The organism is Paenibacillus sp. p3-SID1389, assembly GCF_025151705.1.
GTDB lineage: Bacteria > Bacillota > Bacilli > Paenibacillales > Paenibacillaceae > Fontibacillus > Fontibacillus phoenicis.
In genome coordinates, this window is the sequence record NZ_JALXVO010000027.1 from 14,202 (window position 1) to 29,416 (window position 15,215).

General features: G+C 48.7%; 19 protein-coding genes. 6 read left to right on the forward strand and 13 right to left on the reverse strand.

Annotation, left to right across the window (positions count from 1 at the left end):
* Positions 1-29: 29 nt before the first annotated feature.
* The 3 genes from M3G15_RS12585 to M3G15_RS12595 all read right to left on the reverse strand — a co-directional run bounded on the left by M3G15_RS12585 (position 30) and on the right by M3G15_RS12595 (position 3,334).
* Positions 30-908, reverse strand: a complete 879-nt coding sequence (locus tag M3G15_RS12585; protein ID WP_009226522.1) for a carbohydrate ABC transporter permease — start codon at positions 906-908, stop codon at positions 30-32.
* Positions 909-923: 15 nt separating this feature from the next.
* Complete coding sequence (locus tag M3G15_RS12590; RefSeq protein WP_009226523.1) at positions 924-1,910, reverse strand: carbohydrate ABC transporter permease; 987 nt, start codon at positions 1,908-1,910, stop codon at positions 924-926.
* Positions 1,911-2,005: 95 nt separating this feature from the next.
* Entirely contained in the window at positions 2,006-3,334 is a 1,329-nt protein-coding gene (locus tag M3G15_RS12595; RefSeq protein WP_260071119.1) for an ABC transporter substrate-binding protein, read from the reverse strand.
* 252 nt (positions 3,335-3,586) lie between these two features.
* Between M3G15_RS12595 and M3G15_RS12600 the strand changes: the two genes are divergently transcribed.
* Positions 3,587-4,597, forward strand: a complete 1,011-nt coding sequence (locus M3G15_RS12600; RefSeq protein ID WP_009226525.1) for a LacI family DNA-binding transcriptional regulator — start codon at positions 3,587-3,589, stop codon at positions 4,595-4,597.
* Between the two features lie 311 nt (positions 4,598-4,908).
* On the opposite strand, the gene M3G15_RS12605 is transcribed toward M3G15_RS12600, so the two are convergent.
* The gene (locus tag M3G15_RS12605) at positions 4,909-5,592 is read right to left on the reverse strand and encodes a DUF554 domain-containing protein (RefSeq protein ID WP_260071120.1); all 684 of its coding nucleotides are present in this window, start codon (positions 5,590-5,592) and stop codon (positions 4,909-4,911) included.
* Between the two features lie 115 nt (positions 5,593-5,707).
* On the reverse strand, positions 5,708-5,950 hold the full coding sequence (locus tag M3G15_RS12610; protein ID WP_260071121.1) for a class I SAM-dependent methyltransferase: 243 nt from the start codon (positions 5,948-5,950) through the stop codon (positions 5,708-5,710).
* Positions 5,951-6,234: 284 nt separating this feature from the next.
* Between M3G15_RS12610 and M3G15_RS12615 the strand changes: the two genes are divergently transcribed.
* The 5 genes from M3G15_RS12615 (at position 6,235) to M3G15_RS12635 (ending at position 8,901) form a co-directional block, all read left to right on the forward strand.
* Complete coding sequence (locus M3G15_RS12615) at positions 6,235-6,564, forward strand: ArsR/SmtB family transcription factor (RefSeq protein WP_260071122.1); 330 nt, start codon at positions 6,235-6,237, stop codon at positions 6,562-6,564.
* Between the two features lie 91 nt (positions 6,565-6,655).
* Positions 6,656-7,768, forward strand: a complete 1,113-nt coding sequence (locus M3G15_RS12620; RefSeq protein ID WP_260071123.1) for an NADH:flavin oxidoreductase — start codon at positions 6,656-6,658, stop codon at positions 7,766-7,768.
* Between the two features lie 212 nt (positions 7,769-7,980).
* Complete coding sequence (locus M3G15_RS12625) at positions 7,981-8,127, forward strand: hypothetical protein (protein WP_260071124.1); 147 nt, start codon at positions 7,981-7,983, stop codon at positions 8,125-8,127.
* Between the two features lie 28 nt (positions 8,128-8,155).
* Positions 8,156-8,299 carry a hypothetical protein gene (locus M3G15_RS12630; protein WP_260071125.1) on the forward strand — a complete coding sequence of 48 codons (144 nt, stop codon included), beginning with the start codon at positions 8,156-8,158 and terminating at the stop codon, positions 8,297-8,299.
* A gap of 122 nt (positions 8,300-8,421) precedes the next feature.
* Entirely contained in the window at positions 8,422-8,901 is a 480-nt protein-coding gene (locus tag M3G15_RS12635) for a TetR/AcrR family transcriptional regulator (protein ID WP_260071142.1), read from the forward strand.
* An 83-nt stretch (positions 8,902-8,984) separates the two neighbouring features.
* On the opposite strand, the gene M3G15_RS12640 is transcribed toward M3G15_RS12635, so the two are convergent.
* From M3G15_RS12640 to M3G15_RS12675, 8 genes are all read right to left on the reverse strand, one after another.
* Complete coding sequence (locus M3G15_RS12640; protein WP_260071126.1) at positions 8,985-9,170, reverse strand: hypothetical protein; 186 nt, start codon at positions 9,168-9,170, stop codon at positions 8,985-8,987.
* 84 nt (positions 9,171-9,254) lie between these two features.
* A protein-coding gene (locus M3G15_RS12645; RefSeq protein WP_127490457.1) for an IS3 family transposase occupies positions 9,255-10,411 on the reverse strand; the annotation gives its coding sequence in 2 pieces (ribosomal slippage) (positions 9,255-10,159 and positions 10,159-10,411; 1,158 coding nt in all).
* Positions 10,412-10,535: 124 nt separating this feature from the next.
* Positions 10,536-11,093: a cupin domain-containing protein gene (locus M3G15_RS12650; protein ID WP_081133339.1), complete on the reverse strand. Its 558-nt coding sequence runs from the start codon at positions 11,091-11,093 to the stop codon at positions 10,536-10,538.
* A gap of 61 nt (positions 11,094-11,154) precedes the next feature.
* Entirely contained in the window at positions 11,155-11,346 is a 192-nt protein-coding gene (locus tag M3G15_RS12655; RefSeq protein ID WP_042684494.1) for a fluoride efflux transporter FluC, read from the reverse strand.
* On the reverse strand, positions 11,343-12,074 hold the full coding sequence (locus M3G15_RS12660; RefSeq protein WP_260071127.1) for an HNH endonuclease: 732 nt from the start codon (positions 12,072-12,074) through the stop codon (positions 11,343-11,345). Before M3G15_RS12660 ends, M3G15_RS12655 begins: the two co-directional genes overlap by 4 nt.
* 45 nt (positions 12,075-12,119) lie before the next feature.
* On the reverse strand, positions 12,120-12,575 hold the full coding sequence (locus M3G15_RS12665) for a putative iron-sulfur cluster-binding metallochaperone (RefSeq protein WP_081133337.1): 456 nt from the start codon (positions 12,573-12,575) through the stop codon (positions 12,120-12,122).
* Positions 12,576-12,959: 384 nt separating this feature from the next.
* Positions 12,960-13,844 carry a helix-turn-helix transcriptional regulator gene (locus tag M3G15_RS12670; RefSeq protein ID WP_011229682.1) on the reverse strand — a complete coding sequence of 295 codons (885 nt, stop codon included), beginning with the start codon at positions 13,842-13,844 and terminating at the stop codon, positions 12,960-12,962.
* A gap of 413 nt (positions 13,845-14,257) precedes the next feature.
* The gene (locus M3G15_RS12675; RefSeq protein WP_260071128.1) at positions 14,258-14,890 is read right to left on the reverse strand and encodes a MarR family transcriptional regulator; all 633 of its coding nucleotides are present in this window, start codon (positions 14,888-14,890) and stop codon (positions 14,258-14,260) included.
* Between the last annotated feature and the right edge of the window lie 325 nt (positions 14,891-15,215).

Here is a 15,215-nt window from a genome sequence, read left to right on the forward strand (position 1 = left end):
TAGTTCCTCCTATCCGAAATTCAGACTGATTAGTCTTTCATGCCCGTAAACGTAATGCCCTCGATAAAATAACGCTGAGCCATAAAGAACAACAGAATGACCGGGAGCGCCACCAGCGTGGACATCGCCATCAGGTAATTCCATTGCGGGGCTTCGTTCACGCCGCCCATAAAGAAATACATGCCAACATTAAGCGTATACATCTTCATATCCGACAGGTAGATGAGCGGACCCAGAAAGTCGTTCCAATACCCCCGGAACGCAAAGATCGCTACAGCCAGCAACGCCGGCTTCACCTGCGGCAGCATGATATAAACGAAGGTCTGAAAGAAATTTGACCCGTCGATCTCAGCCGCATCGTCCAATTCCCGCGGCAAGGTCATGAAAAACTGACGCAGCAAGAAAATATAAAACGGTCCCCACGCCGTCCACGCCCGCAGAACAAGCGGGTCGAATTGGCCGACCAAGCCAAATTTCTGCCAGATCAGAAACGTTGGAATCAGCGTGACGTGAAACGGCAGCATCATCGTGGCCAGCAGCACGAGGAAGATCAGACTGCTTCCAGGAAAACGAAACCGCGCAAATCCATAAGCTACAATCGTCGCGCTGATCAGCTCCGCAACAATCCCCAGCACCACGATAAATATCGTGTTAAACAGGTAGCGGTTAAACGGCATCGCCGTCCACGCTTCCACGAAGTTATGCCATTGCGGCGGATCTGGAATCCATTGCGGCGGCCAGGCGAAGATATCCCCGTCCGCCTGCAAAGCGGTCGACACCATCCAGAAGAACGGCACCAGGATGACGGCGGCTAAGAACGTGACGATCACGTAAATCAACGTTTTGTTCACCCATTTCCACGTTCTGCCGGAGACGGCTTGGGTACGGGCTGTCGAAGCATTTTCCATGTGTTACACCTCCTATTAGCGCCGTTCCGATTCGTAGTGAACCCACGCCGGGCTGGAACGGAACACGAGCAGCGTCAACACCAGGATGATGATAAACAACACCCAGGCGATGGCCGACGCCTCGCCCATATGCAGCTGCGTGAATCCGCGTTCGTACACCAGCTGGTTCATAAATTTGCCGGCGGCCGAGGTTGGGCGGACGAACATCGCAATCGTGAAAATTTGCAGTGCTCCGATCATCCCCATGATGACCTGCAGCAGGATCACCGGCGAAATTTGCGGGATCGTGATGTGTATGAACTTGGCGAATCGTCCGGCTCCGTCGATTTCTGCCGCTTCGTATAAATTGCTTGGAACGCCCTGTAAGCCGGCCAGGAATACGACTGTATTGGTACCGAAGATCCCCCATAAGCTCATGATGACAAACGCGCCAATGACATAATGCGGATCGCCAAACCAATTGGGCTTATCGATGCCAAACAACGACAGCGCCGGCGATAGAACATAGTTGATAATGCCTGACTCACTGTTAAACATCCATCTCCACAGCAGCGCCACCGCTACCTCGGGCATCACCGCCGGAAGGAAATAGATCGTCCGGTACGTGCCGATCCCCTTGATTTTATTGTTCAGCAGCATGGCGACCAGCAGTGCTCCAATCACGCCGATCGGCAGCGATAAGGCGGCGTAAAGCAGCGTGATCCGGATGGACGGCCAGAACTCGATATCATTCGTAAACAGCTTGATGTAGTTGCCAAATCCTACCCATTCCGTCTTTCCGAAGATCGAAGACTCGGTAAAGCTCAGGTATAAGGAATCCAGCAAAGGATAAAGGGTAAAAATCAGGAAACCTACAATCCACGGGGAAACGAGCGCCAAACCGATCGCCTGCTTCTTTTTCCAGCCAAGCTTGGAAACAACGAAGTAGAGCACGCTCGCAATGACTAACAGGACGACAGGCACCAGCAACCATCGGATCAAGGTTGCAAGATGGTTTTCCATGCGGTTTCCTCCTTTCTGCACAGGTTGGCCCGTTCGCTTGATGAAGAAAAGGAAGGAGGCTCCCGCCTCCCCGTCCTTCTCTCTCGAACCTTCAATTATTTAATCGCGCTCTCCAGCAGCGGCTTGACTTCCGGAATCAGCTTCTCCGGATCGGTCCCCGCATTGATGATCGGGTCCATCAGCTGCGTCCAGTAAATGTTATCCCATTCCGGATATTTCTCGGAATAGCGGTACGGTCTCGCGTATTCCATCGAGTTGATGATCGCCTCTAGGGAATGCGATTTCTTCGGATGAAGCTCCTGCAACGTTGCCAAGTCCGCCAGGGATTTACGCGGCGGCATGATCTTCCAGTGGTGGATCGCATCGCTCAGATCCACCAAAGCTTCGAAAGCGGCATCGGGGTTTTTCGTATTTACGTTGATGCCCATGCCAAGGATGTCGCCAAAGGTGGCATGGATGCCGGTTGGTCCCGCTGGAACCATAAAAGCTTGCACGTTATCGACCGTGGAATCCAGATCATCGGCTGCCCCGCCCATGAACATAGCCACTTGGCCATCGCGGAACATTTTGTCGAAGCCGCGATCGCGAACGATTTGCTGCGAAGGTGTCAATGGACCCTTCACCAGGTCGGCGTAGAAGTTCAGAGCTTCCTTCGCTTCCGGCGAGTCGATTGGCGATTGACCGTCTTCGGTTAAGACGTCTCCACCGTTTTGCCATACGAACATTTGGGATGGCGGCCAGCCGTTTAATGTAAAGCCCCACTGTACCACCGACTTCTCATCAAACCCATCCTCGCCCGGATGCTTGTCATTCTTGTCCTTGGTCAGCTTCGTTGCCGCATCGGTAAATTGCTCCCAGGTCCAGGTTTCATCCGGATAAGCCACACCCGCTTCGTCGAACAATCCCTTATTCACGTACAGCATCACCGGCTGCTGCAGCCAAGGCAGGCCGTAAACCTTCCCTTCGTGCGTAAACGGCTGAAGCGAAGCCTCGTAATAATCATCCAGATTCGCTGCCGGTTTGTCAGAGGACTTCAATCGATCTGTAATGTCCAGCATCGCGCCTTCCGACGAGAACTGGGCCGCACGCTGTGCGCTGATCCAGAACAGATCTGGTCCCGAATTCCCGGTTAATTGCGTGATCAATCGGGTATCGTATTCCGCCGGATTGGAATCCTGCACGATCGTATACGTTGTTGATTTCTCGTTTAATTCGTCAAGAATTTGCTGCAGTTCTTTCGCTTCGTCCGCCCCGGCCCAGGTCGTCAGCTTCAGTTCCACCTTCTTGCCTGGTTCAGCGCTTTGCCCTCCCTTCTCATTCTGATCGCCTTGGCTGGCGCCTCCGCCGTTATTGCCGGAGCAGGCCGACAACAGCAGGGAAACTGCAAGAACCAAGATGATGGCCATGGAAAATTTCTTCTTCACATGAATGACCCCCTACCAGATAGATGATAGAATTACTAACTTCATGACTAACCTTCTTTTGTAACGTTACTCAAGATTACATTTTTATTATGTATCCAAATGACAACGCTGTCAAGAGAGGATTTCAGCTTCACAAAATGCTGAAAACTAAGCTTTTTTCCTGCTAATCGTTTACATTACAACTTTTTTTGTGTATATTTAATTTTGTAACGTTACAAAATGATAAGCAGTACACATAGAGGGGATTCAAACATGCGTAAAAAAGTCGTCATGCAGGATATCGCTGATCGCTTGAATCTATCCAAGAACTCTGTCTCCCAGGCGTTATCCGGCAAGGACGGAGTAAGCGAAGAAACGCGGCGCAAAATTATCGAGACGGCGGAAGCCATGGGCTACCGTTACAACAAGAAGACGTCCGCCGGCAATCAAAATCAAGTGAAGACCATCGGGCTGATTGCTTCAGACTTTGCTTTTTCCATGCAGTTTTTCGGGGAAATCTATCTTGCGGTCGAACGGGAAGCCAAGAACCACGGCATCAATCTCCTTATTCAATCGATTACTCCCGAGATGCGCGACCGGCTGCAGCTGCCTTCTTTCATTGAAGAGAAGCAAGTGGACGGCCTCCTGATTCTGTCGCATATCAGTACGGCTTATATCCGCAACGTGCTTGAGCAAGGCATCCCCACCGTGCTGATCGACCACCATCACCCGCTGCTTTCAACCGATGCAGTTCTGACCAATAACCGTTTCAGCGCTTATATCGCCGTCAAGCATCTGCTGGATTATGGCCATCGGAATATCGGCATCCTGGGCAATGTCGCGGTTTCGCCGAGTTACCAGGAACGTTGGGAAGGCTATATGCTTGCCTTGCGGGAGCACGGCCTTGAGCCGCGTGAAGCACGTATGCTTGTGCATACGCAAGAAGAAGAGGAAATCATCGCTGAAGCGATGAGCCGTGTGGCTGACCAGCCTAGCGCTTGGTTTTGCCTGAATGATGGATTTGCGTTTTACGTCAGCTCGGCGCTGCGCCAGCTGGGTTACCAAATCCCTGACGAGATCTCGATTTGCGGCTTCGACAACAGCCATTATTCCCAAATGGCCACGCCCAAAATCACGACGATGGAGGTTGACCTGTCTCTGTTCGCGCACAAAGCGTTTGATCAGCTCATGTGGCGGATCAAGCATCCGAACGAAGCGTATCAAGAAATTTTGCTGCCCACCCATTTGATCGTGCGCGAATCAACGGCAGCTGTGAAAGTTTAAATCAAAAAAAAGTCGATCAGGATGGTAACCCTGACTGACTTTTTTTGCATCAGTGGACGACGGAATCGTTAGCACTCCCCGTAGGAGAATACAAACTAACTGGAATTTCTACCGTTAATATTGGCAGAAACGTAAGTTATGGGCGATTTAACGGTAAATTGTATAGTTAATTTGGGTGCTTTTCCGCTAAAGTGGCGATATTGATGAAATTAACGGTAGGTTTTACTGTTAGTTGCACGTACAGCTGGTCTACATCGAAATTAACGGTACATTTTCCAGTTAATTTGTATTGAGTATCCCGACTTGAGTCCTCAATAACCGAACCAGCCTTTAAGCAAAAACCAGATCACCGGCACCAATAAGGACGGCAGCATATTCAACGTCTTCGCATCGAAGATCTTCAAAATCGATAACCCCGAGCTTGCAATCAGCACGCCGCCGACAATCGAAATTTCCGTCAGCAATGGAGTCGTCAGAAAAGTCGCCAAATAATCGGCGCTCATATAAATGGCTCCCTGCCATAGAAAGAGCACGACAGCAGTAAGTGCAATGCCGATGCCGTAGCTGGATGCCAGCACCATGGAAGTCACCAAATCCAGCGTGGCATTCATGTACAGGTAGGTGTGATTCCCGTGAAGCGCGCTTTCAATCGGCCCAAGGATCGACAACGTGCCGATGCAGAAGAGCAGGATGCCCGTCGATAGTCCTTGTCCCAAATTCGAGGTGGAGAACCGCCCCACCAGCCGTTGGAACTTCCCGTCGATGTCCAGCGCGGTTCCGGCCAAACTCCCCGCCGCCATGCTGATGATGAACAGCACAGGGAACGTGCTGTCCTTCATATGGGTCACCGCAGCGTTAATGCCAAGCATGGTGGCGGCCAGACCGATTGCGGTAAATAGGGCGGACTGATACGTTTCCTTCAGCCCTTTCTTAAAGATGCTGCCAAGCACACTCCCCGCCAATATGGCGACCGTGTTCACAATCGTTCCGATCATCTTTCTGCTCCTATCCGTTCGTTTGTTCTGTCCTCATTCATGATAACGTTTTGCCGAAAAACCGTCTAGCGCATCTCCTTGATGCCCATCAGAATCTCCACATCGATGGTGATTTCTACGGCATCCCGCTGCGTAAACGCTGCGATTCGCGCTTGTTCCGCAGACCAGGCGAGCGGGCAGCCAGCCGGGTGGCTTCTTTGGACAAATCGATGCCAACGCCTAACCCATCCGGCCTTTCCAACTGCCGTAATATCCCCTGCAAATGCGAACCTTCCCCGCAACCCATGTCGGCCACGAGAGGGGCAGAAGCGGTGTCGCCTGCGTATGGATTAATGATCCGGGCGATCGTTTCATGCATTGGGGCATAGAGTTTGCTCCCCGCAATGATGCTCCGTCTAGCAGCAAACAGCTCTTTGTCATAATGGCTATGGACCGGACGGGACAAACGGGCATAAAAAAGAAAGGCAGCACTTCCCGCCTTCCTTCACTTAACTATTCGATCATGGACTTTGAAGAGCTATGAAAAATGGGCAGACGACATGAATTCAAACCATCACGAGCGCTGCAGCATCTTCACTCTTTATGGGGCGGCGAAAATTTTGATATACTGGGAACAAACGAACTAAGAACGGGGATCAAACGATGAAAGACCAAGACATGCTGGCCGTGCTAAAGGCCCTCTCAAATGAAACTCGGCTCAACATTCTCTGTTGGCTGCGGGAGCCGGAGAAATTGGAGTCCGATCTGCCGGATGTCATCAAGCAAGAGTTTCCGGGCAGTGTATGTGTCGGCTCGATTCAGGAAAAATCCGGATTAGCGCAATCCGTCATTTCTTCGTATTTAGCCAGTTTGCAAAAGAGCGGCCTGTTAGAATCACGCCGTTATGGACAATATACGTATTACAGGTTAAATGAAGAAGGGATCGATACCTTCTTGGAGCAATTTGCCGCCAAGCTGAAAGCCAAAAAATAATCAAGCAGAATCATTTTTTGCCTGCATATCGATTTATTAATCTATATATTTAGATATACGTATAAAATGATTACGGAGGGGAGAGATCCACATGTCCATTTCCCAAGCGGCTGCTGCTCTATTCAAACCTTTTGAAGGCGGCGGACTGAAGCTTGCGAATCGAATTGTCATGGCGCCGATGACCCGTTCCTTTTCGCCCGGCGGAATCCCGGGTCCTGATGTCGCCGGTTATTACCGCAGAAGAGCCGAGAACGGCGTTGGATTGATCATTACGGAAGGCACGGTCATCAATCATCCGGCAGCCCCTGCGGATCGGGACGTGCCGCATTTCTATGGAGAGGAAGCGTTGGCCGGGTGGCAAAGGGTCGTCAATGAAGTGCATGAAACCGGCGGTAAAATCGCTCCCCAAATTTGGCATACCGGCACGGCCCGCCAGCGAGAGACGTTCCCTGAATCGGATGCCGATCCTATCGGACCATCTGGCCTCAGCTTGACCGGCAAGCCGGTCTCTGAACCGCTGACGAAGGAGGAAATCCGCGAGCTGGTTCAGGCTTATGCCCAATCTGCCGCGGATGCGAAGCGCCTTGGATTTGATGCCGTGGAAATCCACGGAGCGCATGGTTATCTGATCGACCAGTTTTTCTGGGAGGTCACCAATAAGCGGACCGATGAATACGGCGGCGACCTTGTCGGGCGTACTCGTTTTGCTGTTGAGGTGATTGAAGCGGTCCGTGCTGCGGTTGGGCCGGATTTCCCGATTATTTTCCGCTTCTCGCAATGGAAGCCCGTCGACTATAGTGCCAAGCTGGCCGCGACCCCTGAGGAGCTGGAGCGCTTCTTGGCTCCGCTGAGTGCTGCCGGGGTTGATATTTTCCACGCCTCCACTCGCCGTTTCTGGGAACCGGAGTTCGCGGGTTCGGAACTGAACCTGGCCGGTTGGACGCGCAAGCTGACCGGCAAACCAACGATCACCGTAGGTTCCGTTGGCTTGAATTCCGAGTTCACCAGCTTGTTCGAGTCAGGCAAAGGCGCAGAAACAACCGGCATTGATCAACTGATCGAGCGCCTCGAACGCGGCGAATTCGACCTCGTTGCCGTTGGCCGTGCGCTGCTGACCGACCCGGCTTGGGCCGCTAAAATCCGCGATGGCCGCGTGGATGAGCTGAAGCCATTTACGAAGGAAGCCCTCTCCACGTTGAGCTGATCTCTTGCTTTCGGGATTGTAGAAAGACCTCTTCGAAATGCTCGAAGAGGTCTTTTTTAGGCTGTCACCTGCCCCGGAATTATGCCTTTCCCCGCAAAATCGCATTGATTTCGCTCATTTGCGCCGGAGTCAACGGGCCGAAGGAGATGGCCTTTGCGGCCGTAAACTTGCCGCTCAGCAGCCCCATGGCCGGAACGTGGTGATTGACGCGTATGAGCAGCTCCCAGACGCTGCGGGATCGTTTTGACGTCGTGTACCTGGAGGATCCGACGATTGAGTTCACGCTGCATATTTTTCGCAGAGCCGGCTATCGGATCTCGCCGGTGGCTATAAGACGGCGCCGGGATGAAGCTGCATGAGCTTCCCGCATGGGAGCCCGGACATCTCATGCTGCTGACGCCCTCGCATCAGTTCCCGGGCGGCGGCATCCTGCCAATTCAGCAGCGGCAGCTATTAATCGGGACCATACACCGCCATTTCGGCGAACGTGCAGCCATTCAAGGGGATGAAGCCGGAATGCACCTGATATAAGATAAAGTTGAAAGGGGACTGGTTAATGGCACGAAGTAAAGAGTTCGACGAAAAGGAAGTCCTTCTTAAGGCCATGCGTTTTCTGGGAGCAAGGGTATGAGAAGACCTCACTTCAAGATTTGGTGGAGCATATGGGAGTACATCGCCGCAGCTTGTACGACACGTTTGGCGATAAGCACACGCTGTACATCAAAACGATGGAGCAGTATGCGAGGATTACGAATGCTGCCATTAAGGCGGAAGTCCAACGCGGCCGTACGGCTTTAGAATCCATCCGTCTGATTTTTGACTATCTGATTGAAACCAACGGCGAACAGCCCATCGGCTGCTTCTTTGTGAACTCGGCGACTGAGCTGGCCTACAGAGATCCCGAGGTCAGCAAATTAACGAGCGAGCTGTTCGGCAATGAAGAGCAGTTGTTGACTGAGCTCATCCAACAGGGGCAACAAGCGGGAGACATCTCACCAGAATTAGCCCCCCGCCTGCTTGCGTCCAGTTTACATGCGACTTTGCTCGGAATCCGCGTCATGCGTCGCACCTCCACCGATAAACAGAAGCTCCATCAAATTGCCGAAGTTTCGATGGAGATGCTGAAGCCGTAATCTACAAATTTAAAAAGGTCCATAAAAACGCGCAATTGCGTGGAACTCCTTATTGGGTCCCACGGCAGCGGCAACCGCATCAATTATGAAGCTGACGGCGATTCCTGGCCTGCGTGTTCCGATTTCCGTTGCAATACGCCGCCAAACAGGAAGATCCCCAGCGAGAGCGCCAAGCTGACGGCCGAGAACATCCCGATCGCGCCAAACCCGCCGAATTGGGTATACAAAATACCGGCTGCCCAAGCCCCTAGGGTATTGGCAACATTCATCGTTGAGTTGGCGAGGCTGGAGATCGTTCCCCGAATCGAGGCGTTTAACGAAGTGGACCTCTGTCAAGATAGTAGACATAGATTTTAGTGATTCACCGTATTGAAGTAGTGCTGCCTTTCAAAATCAGATGGCGTGCAGTACCCGATCGTCGAGTGAATACGCTCATTGTTGTAAAATACTTCGATGTACTCGAAGATGCTTTTCTCGGCTTCAGCACGGGTCTCAAATTTATTCAAATAGATAAGTTCCTTTTTGATAATGCTATGAAAAGATTCAATGCAAGCGTTGTCGTAGCAGTTCCCTTTCCGGCTCATGCTCCCTGTCATGGAGTAAACCTGGAGTTGCTTTTGGTAGTCATGGGAGGCGTATTGGCTGCCGCGATCGGAATGATGCAACACTTCTCCATCGGGCTGCTGACGACCGTAAGCTTGCCTTAGCGCCTGCAGCACCAGCTCTTTTGTCATGCGGTCACTCATATGCCATCCAACGATCTTGCGGGAGTACAGATCCATTACGCTTGCCAGATACAGCCAACCCTCCCCGGTCGCGACATACGTAATATCTGTCACCCATTTCTCATTCGGTTTACTTGCCGTAAAGTCTTGGTTTAACACGTTGTCTTGTACCGGCAGGCTGTGCTTGGAATTCGTTGTGGCTTTATATTTCTTGACGGTTCTAGACCGCCACTCTTGCTTCTTCATAATCCGTGTTACGGTCCGTTCAGATATGCTGACTCCTTGCTGATTCAGCTTCTGCGTGACCTTTGGGCTCCCGTAAAGCTGACGGGAATCGTCGAACACTTCCTTGACCTGCTCTGTCCATTCTTTGTGCTGGCGCTCTCGTTCACTTTCAGGGCGATCACGCCATTTGTAATATCCGCTGCGAGATACGTTCATTACTTTGCACATCTTCTCCAGTCGGTACTCGGAGCGGTTTTCGTGGACGAATGAATATTTTACCGACGGTCTTTCGCGAAGAAGTGCATTGCCTTTTTTAAGATTTCGTTCTCCTCTTGCAACTCACGGATTTGCTTTTGCAGTTCCCGTAACTGATGGTTTTCGGACTTAAACACTTGATTTTGAACGATTTCCGGCTCGCTACCAAACTTCTTCATCCAACCGTACAAGGTATTGTCCTTTATCTTCAGTTCGCGGGCTACCTCCGCCACCGCCTTCCCGCTTTCTTTGACATACTGAACTGTCTTCTTTTTGTACTCATCGTCATAAAGTGGCTTTTTCATCTTTGACACAGTCCTCCGATAGTTGTCGTTTCATCAGTGTAATCTGTGTCTACTATTAAGTCTAGCATCACACGTGGGTTCACGTCAGCTTTTTTGTGCTTTGGTATCAGAACGACGCTGTCCATCACCGATGAACAGCCATGGCCTCGGCTTTCGTCCTGTGAACCGTGCCAAACGGATGCTCGGGCGGAGCATAAATGGAATACAGCTTCAAGGGAACATGCCCCGTATTGGTCACATTATGCCACGTCCCAGCTGGAATCATGATGGCGTCATCTTCGGACACATTCCTTTCAAATTCCAGACGGTCTTTGCGTCCACCCATTTGCACAAGTCCCTGTCCTTGTTCAATGCGGATGAACTGATCGACATCGGGATGCACTTCCAGACCGATATCGCCTCCGACATCGATGCTCATCAACGTCACCTGCAAATGTTTTCCCGTCCATATTGCTGTCCGATAATTCGGATTCCGTTTGGCGGCTTGCTCGATATTGACCACGAACGGTTGACCACCGTAATCCTTTAATTCAACGAGAGGGTTCTCGTCGTTCCTTGTATATTGGATAATACCGCCAGCATACGGTTGCCAGTACCGCCAGTCTTGTTGAGGGGGCCAATAAGCGGGCATGGGATAACGCCACTGCATCCTGTCATACGAGTAAGAGTAGTAAGAATTCAAAGGTTCACCCTCCTTTGAAGTGGGATCAACACAATCTGCGATTATTTTATGCGATGGCCCACTATAGGGTGAAAAGGAGCATATGGATCAGGTATCCCAGCCATGCCGCTCCGATGCCGAGAAGGTACGTCATCCCCATGTACAGAAGGCTTGTCTTCCCTTCGCCCCGCCGAAACAGATTCACGCTCTCCAGTTTGAACGTGGAAAACGTCGTAAACGCCCCAATGATTTTTCGATGGCCGTCTTTCCTCACTTCCCTAACATCATTCTTCTTACCTCTTCGATGGTGAAAGGCTCTCTCTTGCTGTGAATAATAAAATGACAATTGGGGCATACAGGCCGTAAATCTCGTATAGGGTCAACTTCGTATTCTTTCTGTATCTCGGATAAGGGTACGAGATGGTGTATATGAATTTTATCTTTACCGATTGGTCCATATGTCTTTTCAAAATCAAAACCACAAATAACACACTTGCTTCCGTAATGATTAATGCAAATCCTTCTTGCACGTCTGTTTCTTTCATAATGATTTACAAAAACTTGCCGCAATGTGCCTTCGGTCAAAGACGAGACATCCTCACGAGAAACTTCAACTGAATAAACGAATTCGGTATCATTTTGACCAAAAATTTCCTCACAGGCAATTACAAGTTCAGGACGCATGATCCAAGGGAATCTTCCTGATTTTTCATATCCCAAAAAAGGCACATGCCACCATCGTGGTTTTCCGTCTTTTCTCAAAGGAGGTTGAACTCCTGTATTATGAATGACACGCTTACTAAATCTACTTATTTGTAAGTTAATCGGCCCATGATGTGGTATGTTTAATCTTGATGCGATCTCTGAAGCTCTTATCTCGTGGTTTTTACTCTCATACACAAGCTTTAAAATTTTTAAGTCATTCTCGGTTGTAACTTCTTTATCTTGAAGCATCTTTATCCATACTGCTGTACTTATTTCCAACGGTTCATTATAAAACATTGATTTCCCCCCTTACGCTGGAACAACCGCTCCATGTTCAACAGGTCAGTACACGTTCACCTGTCGAATAAACTCCGCCACGTTCCCCATACAACAAGCCCCCTGGGGGTTGTTCACTTCACAGCCGCAACGGCCCGCCTGGACATGGGTCTTGATTTCCTGAAGCGAATCCTTGCCTTGCCGTAGGGCTTGAACGATGCGTTCCCTCGTCCAGTCAAAGCAGTAGCACACGGGAACATCCAGGCCCGAATCCTTTTGAAACACAGGCACTTTCAAGTCTCCCACGAAAAAGGCCAGCGAACCGTCCAACGCAAAATAGACCGTTTCACAGAACGGGTTCGGGCAAAAGACATAATCTCGGTCAGGGACGAGCGTTGCCAAAGCCGCAGGTTTCAGCAGGGACTTGAGCGTGATTAGCGGCACACGTCTTCCGTTTTGCCCGCATTTCGGGCAGTTTGTTTCCGTCGTTTCTCCACGGTTTGTCGGAGCACAACAGTCCATTGTAATCGCACCTTTCATTCAGGCAAGTGAGCCATGATCTTCCTGACTTAAATATACTTCGCATCAAATATTGTATCACACACCAGGCCAGTGCCGATGAAATGCACATTGATCCATTCCAGTCTTTTCTAAATGTCCTTTCGCCTTTCCCTTCCAAGCGTTCACACTATCCGAACCATGCTTTCATCATGTTTGATTTCCCTGCTATGTTAAGGGAAAATAAATCATGTCCGCTAATTTGAAAGAAATCAGGCGAAAAGGAGACAGTGAGTACTTCTTTCAAACGAAGAAAAGCCCAGCATGGACCCAGGCAAAACCCTGCCCCTGCTCGGCTTCTTGGACATTTTTTCCTGGACGGATATATTTTACGGGGATAAATATCATCTACTCCCACTCTTCAAAAGATAAATTGGTAGGCTCGTCTAAAAGGTCAACTGTAAAATCAATATTTGTTGTTGGTGTACGCTCATCCACTTCCTCAAATTTAAGTTCATCAATCCATACTTGCCCTTTCCCCGAAAGTAAAACACCAAAAGATATGACTGCACTATTTTTAGGAACATCTAAAACGATATAGTAATGATTCCATTCAGTATCTCCTACAATCGGGCGGTCACTCATATTATCAAATTGCAACACATCCCCAAGTGCATCATCCACTCGCATCCAAAACCCACAGAATCCATCAACACCTTTTGATTTTATAAACCCAGAAAGTTTTATCCTTTTACCAAGATACTTTTCTGCCTTAAATTGTTGCATCATTGTGGCAAATTCAGCTTGAGATTGGACAGTAACAGCCTTTAAGAATCCAGATGCTTTCCCCTTGTGAAAGATTTCTCTGTCAATTCCCATTTTATAATTAAACGGGTGACTTCCGCTTAATTTCCATCCTTTCAATTGTTCGTTTTTCAACATGACATCCTCCCTTTGTAAAGTTAATTTACCCATGATTTTGCGGTATTGTCCTGGCGGTAATTGATAATATTTCTTAAACGAACGGGTAAATGATTCTTGTGTTTCAAAGCGATAATAGAAAGCAATATCTATTATCTTTTTATCCGTATAAAGCAGCATGTTGGCTGAATTAGCAATTCTTCGATATCGAACATATTCAGATACAGTCACACCAACTTCTTTTTGAAAAATACGATGAAAATGGTACTTTGAAAAACCAGCAAACTGAGCAATGTTTTCTAAAGATAATTCTTCATGCAAATTAGTCTCTATATATTCAATCGTTTTTTGAATAATGGGACTGTAGCTCATTTCATAGGCCTCCTTACACCTCCTTACAAATAAGATAACAGAAGAAACCATGTTTTTTTTTGACCTATATTGCTTTGTTTAACATCAAACGAATATTGATTTTGTATATCATAAAGTTCAAAGCATAGGATAAGTCCCGAATTTCCTGATCAAATCACATCAAAAAATGATTTTCCTTTCGCCTGCCCCCTTTAAGTAACAAACCGTAAGAACGCGATGATCCCATTTTGATTTCCCTACTATGTCAAGAGAAAATAATTCATGTCCATCTCACTTTAGCCCCTCCAAAGCCTCCAATCCCTTGCTGTACAAGGGTTTTCGGGACTTGAGGAACGAGTTGGTACAAAATGGGAGAAAATACTTGAATGCTTCTTCAGTCGTCATCTCAATATTCATGTTATCATTCGTTCCCCCTACAGCTCGCTTTCATTAACATTACCTGCTTCGTCTATGAAAATAGCTGATATTCCAGTTCGCTTCTTAGCTAACAACGGAAGCCTATTCCAGAGATTGCGAAACTGCTTTACATCAGGCAACGCAATGCTATACTTGGCATTTGGATCATCCATGCGTTGAAGCGTTTCTGCCAAAACACCTAAAAAATAATTCACATTCATCGCATTTGATGAGCCTAACCCCTTAACCTCAATGATCCAGCGCTCATTGCCCCGAATCGCATTAATATCTATCCCTGGGACTCTTCCCCACGCAATTTGAGTCTCCCATCCATCTGAATGAAGGTAATCCTTCAAAATCTGCTTGAGGTTGTCTTCTCTTAATATTGTAGTGATCTCTGCTGTCTGTTCTATTTGATTAACTGGGGGTACTTCCGCTGTCAGCCCTTGGACAATCAAATAATTGCCTATTAAGCCATCTCTTCGATTCTTCCTTTTAATAATCCCTTTGGTTGCCAGAGTCCTGCACGTCTGGTTAACCGCTTGCTGAGGTTCATTAACACCTAATATCGCATTTGCAATTTCTCGATCCGTCAATCCATCTTTTTCGTTCAAAAGAGTTATGATCTTATCTTTAAGCGTCACTTCCATCTCGCCTCCACTCAATGTTTTCCTATAAGGATATAATAGGTCATTCCCATTTAATGCGTAAGTAATTGGAGTGTTGTGATTTGATTTGTGACTCTATAGGTGGCGAGATGAATTCGAAAACTTCTACTTTTGCCACTCCACTTCCTTATCATGCCAACTCCTCAGGAAATGCCTGTTGAATTTCTGCATAACAGCAATCACAAACAATGACGTTCTTATCGCCCATCCCAATGAACTTAGCCTTAACCCTGTACTTAGCTCCTTCCTAAATCGCCACTCCAATTTGCTGATAAACACAATTGATACACCACGAAACCATAATGGG

Excerpts from the sequence above, each read along its gene's own strand:
- M3G15_RS12630 (WP_260071125.1), top strand. The coding sequence starts at position 8,156 with ATGCTGCTGACGCCCTCGCATCAGTTCCCGGGCGGCGGCATCCTGCCA.
- M3G15_RS12660 (WP_260071127.1), bottom strand. The coding sequence starts at position 12,074 with ATGTTTTATAATGAACCGTTGGAAATAAGTACAGCAGTATGGATAAAG.
- M3G15_RS12665 (WP_081133337.1), bottom strand. The coding sequence starts at position 12,575 with ATGGACTGTTGTGCTCCGACAAACCGTGGAGAAACGACGGAAACAAAC.
- M3G15_RS12600 (WP_009226525.1), top strand. The coding sequence starts at position 3,587 with ATGCGTAAAAAAGTCGTCATGCAGGATATCGCTGATCGCTTGAATCTA.
- M3G15_RS12640 (WP_260071126.1), bottom strand. The coding sequence starts at position 9,170 with ATGAATGTTGCCAATACCCTAGGGGCTTGGGCAGCCGGTATTTTGTAT.
- M3G15_RS12585 (WP_009226522.1), bottom strand. The coding sequence starts at position 908 with ATGGAAAATGCTTCGACAGCCCGTACCCAAGCCGTCTCCGGCAGAACG.
- M3G15_RS12605 (WP_260071120.1), bottom strand. The coding sequence starts at position 5,592 with ATGATCGGAACGATTGTGAACACGGTCGCCATATTGGCGGGGAGTGTG.
- M3G15_RS12615 (WP_260071122.1), top strand. The coding sequence starts at position 6,235 with ATGAAAGACCAAGACATGCTGGCCGTGCTAAAGGCCCTCTCAAATGAA.
- M3G15_RS12620 (WP_260071123.1), top strand. The coding sequence starts at position 6,656 with ATGTCCATTTCCCAAGCGGCTGCTGCTCTATTCAAACCTTTTGAAGGC.
- M3G15_RS12610 (WP_260071121.1), bottom strand. The coding sequence starts at position 5,950 with ATGCATGAAACGATCGCCCGGATCATTAATCCATACGCAGGCGACACC.
- M3G15_RS12625 (WP_260071124.1), top strand. The coding sequence starts at position 7,981 with ATGAGCAGCTCCCAGACGCTGCGGGATCGTTTTGACGTCGTGTACCTG.
- M3G15_RS12590 (WP_009226523.1), bottom strand. The coding sequence starts at position 1,910 with ATGGAAAACCATCTTGCAACCTTGATCCGATGGTTGCTGGTGCCTGTC.
- M3G15_RS12675 (WP_260071128.1), bottom strand. The coding sequence starts at position 14,890 with ATGGAAGTGACGCTTAAAGATAAGATCATAACTCTTTTGAACGAAAAA.
- M3G15_RS12670 (WP_011229682.1), bottom strand. The coding sequence starts at position 13,844 with ATGAGCTACAGTCCCATTATTCAAAAAACGATTGAATATATAGAGACT.